This is a genomic window from Clostridiales bacterium FE2011 (assembly GCA_017569305.1).
Lineage (GTDB): Bacteria > Bacillota > Clostridia > Christensenellales > Aristaeellaceae > Aristaeella.
Genome location: CP069418.1, coordinates 471,640 through 486,964, shown reverse-complemented (window position 1 = coordinate 486,964; position 15,325 = coordinate 471,640). Strand labels below are relative to the sequence as shown.

Here is a 15,325-nt window from a genome sequence, read left to right as displayed (position 1 = left end):
TATCAGTCCTCCTCTGCGCTGCGGTCCAGCTTCCTGGTCGCCCACATGGCGGTGATGATAATCAGGGCCATGATCAGGGAGATGGCGCTGCCGAAGTTCCAGTCACCGGTTTTCTTGAAGCACAGCTCGATCAGGTTACCGATCAGGATGACTTCTCCGTTGCCCAGCATCCTCGGGATAAAGAAGCTGGACACGGCGGGCAGGAATACCAGCGTAATGCCGGAGATGATGCCGGGAACGCTCAGGGGCAGGGTCACCTTCAGGAAGGATTTCACATTGTTGGCGCCTAGGTCGTGGGCGGCAATGAGCAGGTTGGGATCCAGCTTGGCAATGGCGGTATGGATCTGGATGATCATAAAGGGCAGGAAGTCATAGACCATACCGATGAATACCTTGAACTCGCTGCTGAAATCGAAGTTCAGCAGGATGCCGCGCCAGGCATAGGTCTTCAGAACCATGTTGATCCACATGGGAAGGGTCATCAGCAGGATCATGAAGGTCTGCTTCCTGTCCGGCAGGTTCGCGATGAACAGGGCAGCCGGATAGCCGATCAGCAGGCAGACGACGGTGGTCAGCAGCGCGATGCGCAGGCTGGTGAGCAGGATCCTGATAAAATCGGGATCCCTGATGAACCGGGCAAAGTTATCCAGGGTGAACTGGAAGGTGAGCGTGCTGTTGCCGGTATTGGTAATCGCGTAAAGGAAAATCATCAGCATCGGAGCAACGATGAAAATGCCGATCCACAGGCAGTAGGGATAGCTCATCCGGAAGAAGGATTTCATTCCACCACCGCCTTATGCATGACATGGATATCATCCGGTCCGAAGAGCAGGCCTACCTTGTCGCCCACTTCGTGATGGGAAGTGGTTTCGACTTTGTATTCCCGGCCCTGGGTGGCGAAGGTGATATCGTAGGAACCTTCCTTGATGTCCGCAGGATCGAAATCGAACTTGACGTCCGTGATGTCGATGGAGGAGTCATCCTGCAGGTTCCAGGCTTCAGCGCTGGCCCAGGTCTTCAGGTCGGTGGAGATGGCCATGGATTCCTGGATTTCATCCGGGGTGATGAAGAAGTCCAGGGCGCTGATACCGATGTTGTGGCGGGCGTCTTCCACGTATTCCGGATGGACAACGTAGACCTTGACGGTCACCTCGGTGTGCTTGTCCGTGCCGAAGGTGATGGTATAGACGCCGGGACGGTTTTCAATATTGTGGCTGACGTGGGTCAGGGAGATGTCGCGGTTTTCATCGTCCCAGGCCTGTGCGTTGGCGATGGAGATGAAGTCCTGATCGGTCATCTCCTTGTTTTCCAGGTCGTCGGAGTCGACGTAGAAGTCGTTGGCGCTGATCTTCTCGCCGGCTTCCTCGTTATAGATGTCGTGCTGGGTAACAACGTTCATCTTGACGGTTTTGCTGGTACCGGTCTTGGTTTCCACCATCAGCTCATAGTGGACGCCCTTGAACAGCACGCTCTTAACTTCGCCCCGCAGGACGCCTTCCCGGGGCTTCACGATGGCGATATCTTCGGGACGGATCAGCACGTCCACCGGCTCGTTCTGCCGGAAACCGAAGTCTGTGCACTCAAAGGTTTTGTCGTCGAAACGGACTTTGTAGTCCGCCAGCATAACGCCTTCCATGATGTTGCTCTCGCCGATGAAGCGGGCGACATAGGAGTTAACAGGCTCGTTGTAGATTTCCAGCGGGGTGCCGATCTGCTCTATGGCACCGGCGTTCATGACCACGATCTTGTCGCTCATGGTCAGGGCTTCTTCCTGGTCATGGGTGACGAAGATGAAGGTGATGCCGACCTCCTGCTGGATGCGCTTCAGTTCCCGCTGCATCTCCTTGCGCAGCTTCAGGTCCAGGGCGCCCAGGGGCTCATCCAGGAGCAGCACGTTCGGCTCGTTGACCAGGGCGCGGGCGATGGCTACACGCTGCTGCTGACCGCCGGAAAGCTTGGTGACGTTCCGCTTTGCGTAGCCTTCCAGGTTTACCAGGGAAAGCATACGGTTGACTTTCTGGGTAATGATATCGTTCGGCTGCTTTTTGATGCGCAGGCCGAAGGCGATGTTTTCAAAAACATTCAGATGGGGGAACAGGGCGTAGCGCTGGAAGACGGTATTGATCTCCCGCTTGTAGGCAGGGACGTTGTCGATGCACTGGCCGTCAAAGATGACCGTGCCTTCGTCCTGCTCCAGGAAGCCGCCCAGGATACGCAGCAGCGTGGTTTTGCCGCAGCCGGAAGGACCGAGCAGCGTCACAAATTCATTTTCATAAATGTTCAGATTGACACCTTTAAGTACGATCTGGCCGTCAAAATTCTTGACGATATTCCTGAATTCGATCAGTTTGCGCATGCCGCTCTCTCCTTTTTCGTGTTTCCATAAGAATACAATTTAAATCATACTCAAAACCGGGGATCATGCAACAGATTCTTCCAAAAAATACAGGAAGAAAAATGTATTTTTTTCTGTAGTGATTTTTACCATTCCGGATACCCTTGAGACGTGATCGTTTCCAACCGCCAAACAGAAGGATCGGGGAGATGTTTAAAACATTGGCCTGGGAAGGCTCTGCCCCTACGGCGGGTATGGGCGGAGTACAGGAAAAACACATGGAAGGTAGGTTGAAAACAGGACGGCGGGGGAGTAATCTGTTCCGGAAGTGTTCCGGTAGGCTAAGGAGGGAAACCCGACCGGATAGAAAGAAAGGACTATTTTGGAATGAAGAAACTGACTACCCTGATGATGATCATGATGCTGCTGCTGTGCAGCGTTTGCCTGCCTGCCCTGGGCGAGGCAGCCGAAAACATGGAAACAGCGGCTGTGATTCCATACCGGTTTGCCTCCGCGGAGGAAGGCCGGGAACTGATGCTGGCCAATAAAGCGTATTATGATACTTTTAACGAGAACAAGATCGGATTCATCATGCACAAGAACGACGTGTCCATGGAAGAATACCTGGATTTCGCCGGGCAGCAGGTGCTGGACTGGACAGACGCGGAAAAGGAACTGATCGACCGCTGCATGGCTATTGTGGAAGCGTCCTTTGTTGACAATGGCTGGAAAATGCCGCCGCTGGAAACCGTCGTGTTTATCCGGACCACCATGGAGGAAGAGGGCGGCGCCTTCGGATACACCCACGGCACACAGATCTACCTTTCCGGCTCGCTGGAACAGTACGCGGCCCTGGCACCCGAGCAGATTGACGTGCCGGTCGCCACGATCCTGGCGCATGAGCTGTTCCACTGCCTGACCCGCTGCAATCCGGATTTCCGTAAGGATATGTACTCCATTATCCATTTCACGGTGGATGACGCGGAATATGAACTGCCTGCCTCTGTGATGGAATACTACATTGCCAACCCGGACGTGGAGCACCACAACTCCCATGCCACCTTCCTGATCGACGGGAAGGAGACGGAGTGCTACACCGCCTTTGTGACCACAAAGCATTGCGAGAACGAGAATGAAAGCTTCATGAATTTCGGCGTCACGGCGCTGGTGCCGGTGGATGGAACCGATACCTGGTACACCGCGGAACAGGCTTCCAACTTTGACGCGGTTTTCGGAACCAACACGGGCTACGTCATTGATCCGGAAGAATGCCTGGCGGACAACTTCTCCTATGCCGTGATCTACGGGGAGAAGGGACCGGAAGGAAACGGATATCCGAATCCGGAAATCATTGAAGCCATCAGCAAATATCTCATCGGAGAATGAGAGAGTTGCTGACTAATTCAGAATTATGAATTCAGAATTCAGAATTAATACTGATACCGCGAGTGGGTAAAGATGACAGATGGTATTCCTGAAAGTGGGAGTGCCATCTTTTCTTTGTTTAGGTACTTATAATTCTTAATTCTTAATTCTGAATTCTTAATTTCCAATACGCCTGTTATCTGGTATAATAAACGTAGAATGTCCAATCAACCGGGATCAGAATGACAGGAGGAGAGAGACCATGGCCACAAAACGGAGAATAGCCTTTGTCGGATCCGAATGCTATCCTTTTGTAAAAACGGGCGGTCTGGGAGACGTGATGTACGCGCTGCCCAGGGCGCTGGTAACCAGGGACTGCGAGGTACGCGTCATCCTTCCCCTGTATGCCTGCATCCCTGCGAAATACAAGGAAAAACTGGAATACAAAGGCTCCTTCATGATGGATCAGACGTCGGACGGGAGAAACTTCTACGTCGGCATCATGGAACTGGAGATGGATGGGGTTATCTATGACTTTATCGACAACCGGGAGTTCTTTGACTGGGGCAATCCCTATACGGGACTGTGGGAGGATATTCCCAAGTACTGCTTCTTTGCCAAGGCGTCCCTGGCGATCCTGAATTACCTGGACTGGGCGCCGGACGTGATTCACTGCCACGACTGGCAGGGAAGCCTGGTACCGCTGTACAAGCGGACGAAGTTCTGGAATTCGCCGGTGGGCAAGGCCAAGACCGTGCTGACGATCCACAACCTCCGGTTCCAGGGCATCTGCAGCATTGAGCACCTGAAGTATTGGTCCGGCCTGCGGGATGATCTGTTTGATTATCCTGTACTGAAGCACAATGAGGACGAGGCCAACATGTTCAAGGGCGGCCTGGCCTTTGCGGACCGGATTACCACCGTGAGCGAAACCTACGCCCAGGAGATCCAGACGCCGGCTTTCGGCGAGGGCCTGGACGCGCACCTGCGCTATCACAGCCCGCGGCTGAAGGGAATTGTGAACGGCATTGACGTGGAGCAGTGGGATCCCGCAAAGGACGCCCTGCTGGCTGCTCCCTATGACGTGGAAAACGCCGTGGAGCGGAAGAAGGAAAACAAGCGGGCCCTGCAGGAAAAACTGGGCCTGACCCAGGACGACCGGAAAATGGTCATCGGCCTGGTTTCCCGCCTGACGGACCAGAAGGGCCTGGACCTGGTGGACGCCATCTTCCCGCAGCTGATTGACGGAAACACCCAGGTGGCGGTGCTCGGCACCGGCGATCCGCGTTATGAGAGTGCTTTCCGCTGGTTTGAGGGACAGTATAAGGGCGACGTATGCGCCTATATCAGCTATAACGAAGTCCTGGCCCACGCGATCTACGCCGGCGCGGACGCCTTCCTGGTGCCCAGCCTGTTTGAGCCCTGCGGCTTGACCCAGCTGATCGCCATGCGCTACGGTACGGCCCCGATCGTCCGGGAAACCGGCGGCCTGAAGGATACGGTGCAGCCCTTCCGCGGCGACCTGAACGAAGGCAACGGCTTCACCTTTGACCGCTATGACGCGAACCTGCTGCTGGAGGCGGTAAACCAGGCCAAGACCGTGTTCTTTACGGACCGGGGCGCCTGGGACGAGATGGTGCGGCGGAACATGCGGAAGGACGTGTCCTGGGAACAGTCGGCGGAGAAATATCTTTCACTTTATGACGAGGTCATAAAGTGAAAGTAAATGAATACTGAAAACTTAAAACTTAAAACTGAAAAATAATGATTAGTGAATAGCTGTAAGTGATGAGTGATGAGTTTTCAGTGAAGAGTGTAAAGTTGCCGCTGCGGCGGGGGAGATTTCTCCACGCGGGCGCATGAGCGCCCTTGGTCGTAATGACAATATGAAGTCATGGATTGACCATAACAATTATGAATTATGAATTGTGAATTATGAATTCATAGTCTAATCCGGAGGATTGATTAACCGATGCTTGAGTTTTGCACGCTGGGGACCGGCGGGACACTGCCGATTCCCGAGCGGGCGTTATCTTCCCTTTATGTCCGGGTGAACGGGCGGAGCCTGCTGATTGACTGCGGTGAAGGAACCCAGGTAGGCATCCGCCGTCTCGGCTGGGGATTCCGCTGCCTGGACGGGATGCTGTTGACCCACTATCACGGGGACCACTGTACCGGCATCGCGGGTCTGCTGCTGAGCCTGGAAAAGGCGGGAAAGGATGAGCCCTTCCATATCTGGGGTCCGCGGGGACTGAAGCGCGTCGTGGAAGGACTGTGCGTCATCGTGCCCCAGCTTTCCTTCCCGGTGATGCTGCACGAGCTGCCGGCCGAAGGCGGGGACGTGGAGATGATCGGCCTGAAGATCCGGGCTTTCCCGGTGGATCACGGCGGCATTCCCTGCTTCGGCTACCGGATGGCGCTGGATCGGGGCGCGGTCTTCGACCCGGAAAAAGCAAAGGCACTGAATGTGCCCATGAAGGACTGGAAACGGCTGCAGCAGGGAGAAGCGGTGCATGTGGGCCTGAAGCGGATACTGCCCGGAGACGTGACCGGCGCGCCCCGCAAAGGGATCACGCTGGTGTTCTCCACGGACACCCGTCCCTGTGAAACGCTGGAAAAGAACTGCGCGGACGCGGATCTGCTGATCCTGGAAGGCATGTACGGCACGGAGGATAAGATGCCCCAGGCCCTGAAGAACCACCATATGCTCTTCCGGGAGGCTGCGGAGATCGCACGGAAAACGACGCCCGGGGGACTGCTCCTGACCCACTTCAGCACCAGTCTGGAGGATCCGGAGGAGTACCTGCCGGAAACGAGAACGATTTTTGAAAGGACCTGGGCCGCAAAGGACGGTGAGACCGTTGTGATGCGCTACCCGGAAGGCAAGGAAAAAGCATGGATCAGTTTGTCCTGAAGGCGCCCTATGCGCCCTCCGGAGACCAGCCCCAGGCCATAGAGGCGCTGGCGGCGGGCATCCGGGCGGGACTGAAGGACCAGATCCTTCTGGGCGTCACGGGCAGCGGCAAGACCTTCACCATGGCTTCGGTGATTGAAAGAGTACAGAAGCCCACCCTGGTCATTGCCCATAACAAGACGCTGGCGGCGCAGCTCTGCAGTGAGCTGAAGGCTTTTTTCCCGGACAGCCGGGTGGAATACTTCGTCAGCTATTATGATTATTACCAGCCGGAAGCGTACATCGCTTCCTCGGATACCTATATCGAAAAAGACGCCTCCATCAATGATGAGATTGACCGCCTGCGCCACTCGGCCACGGCGGCGCTTCGCGAGCGGAAAGACGTGATCATCGTCGCTTCCGTCAGCTGCATCTATTCCATGGGCGACCCCAGCGAGTATGAGGGACAGATGATCTCCCTGCGGCCGGGCATGGAATACAGCCGGACAAAGCTGATCCGGGACCTGATCGACATCCAGTATGAGCGCAACGACGTGGAGTTTGACCGGGGAACCTTCCGGGTCCGGGGAGATACGATCGAGATTATCCCTGCGGGTGAAAACCAGAAGGCCATCCGGGTGGAGCTCTTCGGGGATGAGATTGAGCGGATCTCCGTCATTGAGGCGGTCAGCGGCCATGCACTGGCTACCCTGGAGCATGCGGCGCTTTTCCCCGCGACGCACTATGCCACGGATCCCGCTCACATGGAGGAACACATCGGGGATATTGAAAAGGACCTGAAGCAGCGGATTGAGGAGTTTGAATCCCAGGGCAAGCTGCTGGAGGCCCAGCGTATTGCCCAGCGCACCCGCTACGATATCGAGATGATGCGGGAGATCGGCTACTGCCAGGGCATTGAAAACTATTCCCGGTATTTTGACGGCCGGAAGCCCGGGGACGCTCCCTATACACTGCTGGATTACTTTACCGGGGACTTCCTGGTGATGATTGACGAAAGCCACGTGACCGTGCCCCAGATCCGCGCCATGTACAACGGAGACCGGGCCAGGAAAAACACGCTGGTGGAATACGGATTCCGCCTGCCTTCCGCCTATGACAACCGGCCGCTGCTGTTCAACGAGTTTGAGGAGCGCATCGGCCAGACTATCTTTGTATCCGCCACGCCCGGCCCCTATGAGCGGGAGCGGGCACAGCAGGTGGTGGAGCAGATCATCCGGCCGACGGGCCTGCTGGATCCGGAGGTGATCCTGCGGCCGGCCACCGGCCAGGTGGATGACCTGGTGGGCGAGATCCGGAAGGTGACGGAAAAGGGTGAGCGGGTGCTGGTTACCACGCTGACCAAACGGATGGCGGAGAGCCTCACCGAGTACCTGAAGGAGCTGGACATCAAGGTGCGGTACCTGCACAGCGATATCCAGACCATGGAACGGATGGAGCTGCTGCGGGACCTGCGCCTGGGCGAGTATGACGTGCTGGTGGGCATCAACCTGCTGCGGGAAGGCCTGGACCTGCCGGAGGTCGCGCTGGTCGCGATCCTGGACGCGGACAAGGAAGGCTTCCTGCGGAGTGAAACCTCCCTGGTGCAGACCATCGGCCGGGCAGCCCGCAACGTGGACGGCCGGGTCATCCTGTACGGCGACCAGCTGACGGAAAGCATGGCAAAGGCCATGTCAGAAACCAACCGGCGCCGGGCCATCCAGGAGGAATACAACCGGGCCAACGGCATCACGCCGGAGAGCGTGCGCAACGCGATCCGCAGCGTGCTGGAAATCACGCGCAGGGTGGAGGAAACCGCTCCTGCGGCGTTGAATGAAGATGAACGTGCCGCCCTGATGCGGAAGATTGAGGACGAGATGCTCACCGCGGCGAAGGAGCTGGAATTCGAGCGCGCCGCGCAGCTGCGTGACAGGCTGCTGGAGCTCCGGGGTGAAGCGCCCATGAAGGACGATAACCAGAGCCGGCGGCACAGACGAAGGGAGAGAACAAGAAAGAGTGAACACTGAACATAAATCCGGGCATAAGCGTCTCTGGCTGGGGCCGGTGCTGCTGGCCCTGCCGTTCCTGGCGGTTATTGGTTTCGCGGCGTACCGATTCGGCCCCACGCTCCTGCGGGTCATCAGCGTGCTGATCAAGGGGGCCGTCGTATCATGAAAAAGTTTTTCGCGTGGTTTTTTGCCCTCCTGCTGACCGGCAGCCTGATCCTCTTCGGCGTGTGCCTTGTGGGCCATCAGGTGATTGCCCCGGCCATGGGAGACGAAGGAGCGCCCGTCAGTGATTCCCTGATCCGGGAGGAAAAGGACCTGGCCCGGGAACGGATCACCGCCCTGGCGGATCTGTACGGCTTTGATCCGGAACCGGTCGTTGCCGCCGTGAACGAGGACGTCCTGAAGGACCTGAACAGCCAGGCATCCCTGTGGTGGAGCAGCGTGCTGCGGGACGGCAGGGCAGGGAATGAGCTCCGCTGGGATACCAAAGAGGTGGAGCAGATCCTGATGGAGGATCCTGCTGTGCAGGAGAATCCGGATGAAGCGGCCTATTTTGCCTACTCTGTGTCGGAGGAGATCCATAAGAGCATTGTGAATATGGTACTGCCCATGCGCCAGCTGGTTTTCAGCCTCGGGCTGGAGAAGGCCGAAAAGCGGGTGGACCTGGTCAATATCGTGGAGTTTTTCCTGGGCATGCCCTGGGCGGCGCTGGCACTGTGCGCGCTGTTCGCCGGGCTTGCAGCCCTTTTTGACGGCCGGCCTCTCCGCCGGGCGCTCCGCTATATCGGTTCCGCCCTGGGAGCCGCCGCGCTGGTCATGGCGGCGATTGCGGTGCTGTATCTTTGCGCCGGCATCCTCCCGATGATTCAGGAGGCATCTGCCGGCCTGACCCTTCAGTACCAGAGCGTGGTCACCGGCTCCCTGCTGCTGACTGCCGGGATTGTGGCGGTGTTTGCGGCAGGCTGCGTAGTGTGCCTGCTGAAATGCCGGGAGAAGAAAGCATGAAAAGAGTGCTGACCGAATACACCTTCCGCACGGACCGGGTTGACCGGCCGCTGCGCCTGGCTGTGGCCTCAGACATCCACAGCTCGGCTTTTGACGACGTGCTGGAGGAGTTCGGCCGCTGCGACGCGGTGCTGGTTCCGGGCGACCTGGTGGACCGCCACCGGCAGAACAACAACAATGCCCTGCGGTTCCTGGACGTGGCGCCGGATTACGCCCCGGTGTTCCTGTCCATCGGCAATCATGAACGGAAGTATAAACACCGGGAGGAGTTCCTGCAGCGGGTGCGGGACAGCCGGGTAACCCTGCTGGACAACGAAAGTACAGTCTTTCAGGGCATCCGCCTGGGCGGACTTTCCAGCGTCCGGGGCGGCGTGCCGGACAAAGCATTCCTGGACCGGTTTGAAAAGGAAGAGGGCTACCGCCTCCTCATGTGCCATCATCCGGAGATGTACCGGGACTATGTATCCGGCCGGGATATTGACCTGACCCTCTGCGGCCACGCCCACGGCGGCCAGATCCAGATCGCGGGCCACGGCCTGTATGCGCCGGGGCAGGGATTCTTCCCGAAGCTCACCCACGGCCTGTATGACAACGGGAAGATGCTTTTGTCCCGGGGCATGACCAACGGCGCCAAACCGCGGGTTCCACGCATCGGCAACCCCTGTGAACTGATTATTCTGAACATCACCCCCGTGTGATGTATCCCCATAAAAGAAACACACAGAAAGGACGGACAGACATGGATCAGCAAGACCTGAAACTGCTTACGGACTGGTTTGACCAGAACCAGGATCACAAGCTGAATTTCATCGAAAAGGAAGCCATCAAGCTGGCAGTGAAAAAAGCCTCTACAGTCGGCGATCTGCTGAAGACCGCACTTGATCTGCTGAAGAAGTAAGGAATCCCCCAAAGCGTTGACAATTTAAGGGGAAGAAGGTATAATGCACTTCATCCTCAGAAGATCCTGAAACACCTTGTACCGGGAGCGGAAGCAGGGTGTTTCTCTTACTATGAAAGGAGTCTCCATCATGCCTGAAGGAACGATCCTGACCGAAAGCGGTCTGAAGAAACTGGAAGAGGAACTGGACTATCTTGTTTCCGTCCGCCGGAATGAGATCAGCGAGCAGATTGCCGTTGCCCGCGGATTCGGCGACCTGAGCGAGAATGCCGAATATGACGAGGCGAAGAAGGAACAGGCCAAGGTGGAAGAGCAGATTACCCGCCTGCAGGCTACCATCCGGACCGCCACCGTTGTTGCGGATGACGACATCACCACCGAGAAGGTGTCCATCGGTACCGTCGTAAAGGTGAAAGACCTGGATGACGGCGAGACCTATGAATACTCCATCGTCGGTGCGAACGAAGCGGATCCCATGGAGAACAAGATCTCCAATGAGAGCCCCGTGGGCGCGGGCCTGATCGGCATGAAAAAGAACCAGACCGCCACCATCGTGATCCCCGCCGGTACGCTCCGGTACAAGATCCTGTCCATTCGTAAGGACTAATTTAACGAATACAGAAAAGGAATGAAGCTGATATGGCAGATATGGAAGTTCAGAACCTGAACGAACTCCTCCAGATCCGCAGGGACAAGCTGGCGGAACTGCAGGCAGCGGGCAGGGATCCCTTTGTCATCACCAAGTATGACGTGACGCATCACAGCAGTGATATCCGGGACAATTATGACGAGCTGGAAGGCAAAGAAGTTGCCATCGCCGGCCGGATGATGTCCAAACGCGTCATGGGTAAAGCTTCCTTCTGCAACATCCAGGACCTGAAGGGCGGCATCCAGTGCTATGTGGCCCGGGATTCCATCGGTGAAGATCCCTACAAGGACTTCAAGAAGATGGACATCGGCGATATCGTCGGTCTGAAGGGTCAGGTTTTCAAGACCAAGACCGGTGAAATCTCCATCCATGCCAGCGAGCTGACCCTGCTGAGCAAGAGCCTGCAGATCCTGCCGGAGAAGTATCACGGCCTCACCAATACCGATATGCGCTACCGCCAGCGGTATGTGGACCTGATTATGAATCCGGAAGTGAAGGATACCTTCATCAAGCGGTCCAAGATCATCAGCACCATCCGCCGTTACCTGGACGGCCAGGGCTTTATGGAAGTGGAAACGCCCATGCTGGTTGCCAATGCCGGCGGCGCCGCTGCCCGTCCCTTTGAAACGCACTTCAACGCGCTGGATGAAGACTTCAAGCTGCGCATCTCCCTGGAGCTGTACCTGAAGCGCCTGATCGTCGGCGGCCTGGAGCGGGTCTACGAGATCGGCCGTGTTTTCCGGAATGAGGGCCTGGACACCCGCCACAATCCGGAATTCACCCTCATGGAACTGTATCAGGCCTATACCGATTATCACGGCATGATGGACCTGACCGAGAACATGTTCCGCTATGTGGCCCAGGAAGTGCTGGGATCCACAAAGATCGTGTATAACGGCATCGAAATGGACCTGGGAAAGCCCTTTGCCCGGATCACCATGGTGGACGCCGTGAAGCAGTACGGCGGTGTGGACTTCAACGAGATCCACACGGTGGAGGAAGCCCGGGCTGCCGCAAAGGCGCACAACGTGGCTTATGAAGAACGCCATGGCAAGGGCGATATCCTGAACCTCTTCTTCGAAGAGTTCTGCGAAGAGCATATGGTTCAGCCGACCTTCGTCATGGATCACCCGATCGAGATTTCTCCCCTGACCAAGATGAAGCCCGGCAATCCGGACTATGTGGAACGCTTCGAATTCTTCATGAACGGCTGGGAAATGGCCAACGCTTATTCCGAGCTGAACGATCCCATTGACCAGCGCCGCCGCTTTGCCAAGCAGGAAGAACAGTTTGCCGCCGGCGACGAGGAAGCCAACCATACGGATGAAGACTTCCTGAACGCACTGGAGATCGGTATGCCGCCCACCGGCGGTATCGGCTTCGGAATCGACCGGATGTGCATGCTGCTGACGGACGCCGCCGCGATTCGTGACGTGCTGCTCTTCCCGACAATGAAGAGCCAGGGCGCCGCGAAGAACGAGGCGAACAATGCCGCCCAGGCTGCCGCGAAGGAAGCCCGGGAAGCCGAAAAGATCGACTTCTCCAAGGTGGAGATTGAGCCCTTGTTCGCTGATTTCGTTGACTTTGAAACCTTCTCCAAGAGCGATTTCCGCGCGGTGAAGGTGCTGGCCTGCGAAGCGGTGAAGAAGTCCAAGAAGCTGCTCCAGTTCACCCTGGATGACGGCAGCGGCACGCCCCGCACCATCCTCTCCGGCATCCATGCTTTCTATGAGCCGGAAGAACTGGTCGGCAAGACCTGCATCGCCATTACCAACCTGCCGCCCCGCCCCATGATGGGCATTGAAAGCTGCGGCATGCTGCTCTCCGCCGTACACAACGAGGAAGGCGAGGAGAAGCTGCACCTGCTGATGGTGGATCCCCATATCCCGGCCGGCGCCAAGCTCTACTGATTACTGAGAACCTGGACAAAACAGATCACAGCCCCGTTTCCTTCACCGGAAAACGGGGCTGTTTTGAAAGGAAAAAGCATTGGAGAAAGAACTTCAGATCAGGCCTGTGAACGAATCCGACGCGGAATTCCTGTATCAGCTGATGAACTGCCCGTCTCTGCTGGAGCGGCTGAACGAGGTCCCGACCACCCGGCAGGACTGGACAGACGCCATCAGCGAGTGGCAGAAGGACGAGGATGAGGAAGACTATATCGTCCTGGCCGGAGATATCCGGACGGGCTGGCTGGGCGTTAACGGCCTGCGGGGAGGGGACGGCATCGCGTACCTGAAGATGGCGGTCTTCCTGCCGGAATACCAGGGAAAGGGATACGGAACCTGTTCCATCCGGGAAGTGCTGGACAGCCTGAAGCAGAGGGGCATTGAGCAGGTATTCCTGTACACCGACAGCGACAACGCACCTGCGCAGGCCTGCTACCGGAAGTGCGGGTTCACCGTTGCGGAAAACCTGACGGAGACTATGTCCAACGGCAAAGACGTGGACAGGGTGAAAATGGTATCCTGCCTGAAATAAGGGCAAATAAGATACACTTTGGAGGAAAATATGAGCTATACTGACCGGAAAGTCAAAGTTACGGTGGTTGAAAGCCACTGCCCCAAATATAAGGTGGGCGATGTGATCTGCTTTGAAGGAAGCGAGATCGACAAGGAGCACAGCGACAGAATCTGCATGGTCGCCATGAACGCACTGTATCCTTTCATTTACGCGTTCCGGCGGGGCGGCAACCTGAGGAACGGCCCGTATCAGTGCACCGACTGCGGTGAAACGGTCAAGTTCACGGTTGAAAACATGGACTGAAACAACAAACCGGCTTCATGATGAAGCCGGTTTGTTTTATGCGTGTGGTTCGTCAGCCGTTTTCTTCTCCGGTGAGTTCCGGGGCGGAGAGGGAAGCGACGGGGACAAAGCCGCGGAACAGGCCGTTGGCATTTCCTTCAATGTAGGCGTAATCCCCCAGGATTCCCAGCAACGTGACCTCGGCGCCTTCGGAAAGGACGGCGATGGATTCACCGGAGAACAGCGGGTCATCCGTTACCGTCGCGGTCTGCAGCACCGTGCGGACATCGCCGATCAGGGGCAGCGGGGAAACTTCCGCCTTCTTCGGCAGGGCCTTGGACTGGATATAGCCGACGCGGTAGTGGGAGGCGTCGATGGCGTACTGGATCATGATCCAGCCGTTCTGCTCCCCGAAAACCTGGATCCAGTCGTTGGTGGAGACGGTCGCCTTTCCGTTTGCGCCGCGCAGGTAGTTTTCACCCGGGCCGGAATAGACTTCGTACTTCTTGCCGCCGGTGAATTTGATCACTTCCGCGGACAGCGTTCCGCCCGGAAGCGTGGGGGCGATGGTCAGCTTGTTCCGTGCTTCCTTCAGCGTGCCGGGCAGGCTGCTCAGGTTTACATACCGCAGGTCTGTCTGCACGGTGCCGTAGGCGCTGCCCTGGTACTCTTCGGCGTCCTGGCCGCCGTAGTAGGCAAGGCGGGTTTCAGAGGCCACGATGGTGACCCAGGCGATTTCATCGCGGAATTTCCACAGCTGCCAGGTGCCGTTTTTCTGCTTATTATAATAGGCCCGCTTTTCAAAGCTGTGGATGTCAGAGGCCGCGTTATAGGGGTGTTCATAGTTCTGGATGAGGACGATGCCGCCCTTTTCCCAGTCTTCTTCAACGGTTACCAGCCCGGTGCCCTGGGGAATGGCCTTGCCGGTCTTTGCGTAGATGGACCAGCCGCTGCCCTTCGGATTCAGGACGTACAGGATGTTGGTTCCGTTTTCTGCCTGCATGACGACAAAGGCGGAGCCGGAATGCTCCAGGTAGCTTGTCGCCGTGTAGCCGGAAAGGGCTTCTTTCTTCAGGGCTTCGTGGATCTGATCAGGGATGGTGACCTGGTCCGTGGCGCTGTAGCCGTCCGCAAACGCGGCCGCGGCCGGGATCAGCAGGATTGCTGCCAGCATAACTGCAAGAAACCGCTTCATAACATATTCCTCCGTTTTTTCCTTATTTTCATCATATCATGTGCTGCAGTGAAATGAATGTCTTCACTATATCGTACGAAACAGGGGAGGCTTTCCTTCCATTTGTTCAAAAATGATTATTTACCGGAAACATGCAAAACTTGTATCATTAGCTTCCATTTTGGCATCGGCCGAGGCAGAAGAGGCATGATATAATTGATCCAGAGCAATTTGTATTCTGTATGCAGTCGTCAT

15 protein-coding genes are annotated in these 15,325 nt (G+C 56.8%); 12 read left to right on the top strand and 3 right to left on the bottom strand.

The annotated features are described in order from the left end of the window. Positions 1-2 precede the first annotated feature (2 nt). Together JRC49_02250 and potA are read right to left on the bottom strand one after the other, a co-directional pair. Positions 3-782, bottom strand: a complete 780-nt coding sequence (locus tag JRC49_02250; protein QTE71674.1) for an ABC transporter permease — start codon at positions 780-782, stop codon at positions 3-5. Continuing rightward, positions 779-2,356, bottom strand: coding sequence for a polyamine ABC transporter ATP-binding protein (gene potA, locus JRC49_02245; GenBank protein QTE71673.1), 1,578 nt, complete (start codon positions 2,354-2,356; stop codon positions 779-781). The genes JRC49_02250 and potA overlap by 4 nt, the downstream gene beginning before the upstream one ends. A gap of 366 nt (positions 2,357-2,722) precedes the next feature. On the opposite strand from potA, the gene JRC49_02240 reads away from it, so the two are divergent. The 12 genes from JRC49_02240 (at position 2,723) to JRC49_02185 (ending at position 13,917) form a co-directional block, all read left to right on the top strand. Continuing rightward, on the top strand, positions 2,723-3,721 hold the full coding sequence (locus tag JRC49_02240) for a hypothetical protein (GenBank protein QTE71672.1): 999 nt from the start codon (positions 2,723-2,725) through the stop codon (positions 3,719-3,721). Positions 3,722-3,962: 241 nt separating this feature from the next. Then, a complete protein-coding gene (locus JRC49_02235; GenBank protein QTE71671.1) occupies positions 3,963-5,420 on the top strand; it encodes a glycogen synthase in 1,458 nt (485 codons plus the stop codon). Between the two features lie 252 nt (positions 5,421-5,672). After that, positions 5,673-6,614, top strand: a complete 942-nt coding sequence (locus JRC49_02230; GenBank protein QTE71670.1) for a ribonuclease Z — start codon at positions 5,673-5,675, stop codon at positions 6,612-6,614. Next, positions 6,596-8,617: an excinuclease ABC subunit UvrB gene (gene uvrB, locus JRC49_02225; GenBank protein ID QTE71669.1), complete on the top strand. Its 2,022-nt coding sequence runs from the start codon at positions 6,596-6,598 to the stop codon at positions 8,615-8,617. Before JRC49_02230 ends, uvrB begins: the two co-directional genes overlap by 19 nt. Further along, positions 8,607-8,765, top strand: a complete 159-nt coding sequence (locus JRC49_02220; GenBank protein QTE71668.1) for a hypothetical protein — start codon at positions 8,607-8,609, stop codon at positions 8,763-8,765. Before uvrB ends, JRC49_02220 begins: the two co-directional genes overlap by 11 nt. Continuing rightward, entirely contained in the window at positions 8,762-9,604 is an 843-nt protein-coding gene (locus JRC49_02215) for a hypothetical protein (protein ID QTE71667.1), read from the top strand. The genes JRC49_02220 and JRC49_02215 overlap by 4 nt, the downstream gene beginning before the upstream one ends. Then, positions 9,601-10,302, top strand: a complete 702-nt coding sequence (locus JRC49_02210) for a metallophosphoesterase (protein ID QTE71666.1) — start codon at positions 9,601-9,603, stop codon at positions 10,300-10,302. The genes JRC49_02215 and JRC49_02210 overlap by 4 nt, the downstream gene beginning before the upstream one ends. A gap of 41 nt (positions 10,303-10,343) precedes the next feature. Next, entirely contained in the window at positions 10,344-10,502 is a 159-nt protein-coding gene (locus JRC49_02205) for a hypothetical protein (protein QTE71665.1), read from the top strand. A 130-nt stretch (positions 10,503-10,632) separates the two neighbouring features. After that, the gene (greA, locus tag JRC49_02200; GenBank protein ID QTE71664.1) at positions 10,633-11,109 is read left to right on the top strand and encodes a transcription elongation factor GreA; all 477 of its coding nucleotides are present in this window, start codon (positions 10,633-10,635) and stop codon (positions 11,107-11,109) included. Between the two features lie 32 nt (positions 11,110-11,141). Beyond that, a complete protein-coding gene (gene lysS, locus JRC49_02195; GenBank protein QTE71663.1) occupies positions 11,142-13,061 on the top strand; it encodes a lysine--tRNA ligase in 1,920 nt (639 codons plus the stop codon). Positions 13,062-13,140: 79 nt separating this feature from the next. Then, positions 13,141-13,632, top strand: coding sequence for a GNAT family N-acetyltransferase (locus tag JRC49_02190; protein ID QTE71662.1), 492 nt, complete (start codon positions 13,141-13,143; stop codon positions 13,630-13,632). Positions 13,633-13,662: 30 nt separating this feature from the next. Then, positions 13,663-13,917 carry a TIGR04076 family protein gene (locus JRC49_02185; GenBank protein QTE71661.1) on the top strand — a complete coding sequence of 85 codons (255 nt, stop codon included), beginning with the start codon at positions 13,663-13,665 and terminating at the stop codon, positions 13,915-13,917. 52 nt (positions 13,918-13,969) lie between these two features. Here the strand turns inward: JRC49_02185 and JRC49_02180 are convergent, their stop codons facing one another. Beyond that, the gene (locus tag JRC49_02180; protein ID QTE71660.1) at positions 13,970-15,091 is read right to left on the bottom strand and encodes a hypothetical protein; all 1,122 of its coding nucleotides are present in this window, start codon (positions 15,089-15,091) and stop codon (positions 13,970-13,972) included. Positions 15,092-15,325 lie beyond the last annotated feature (234 nt).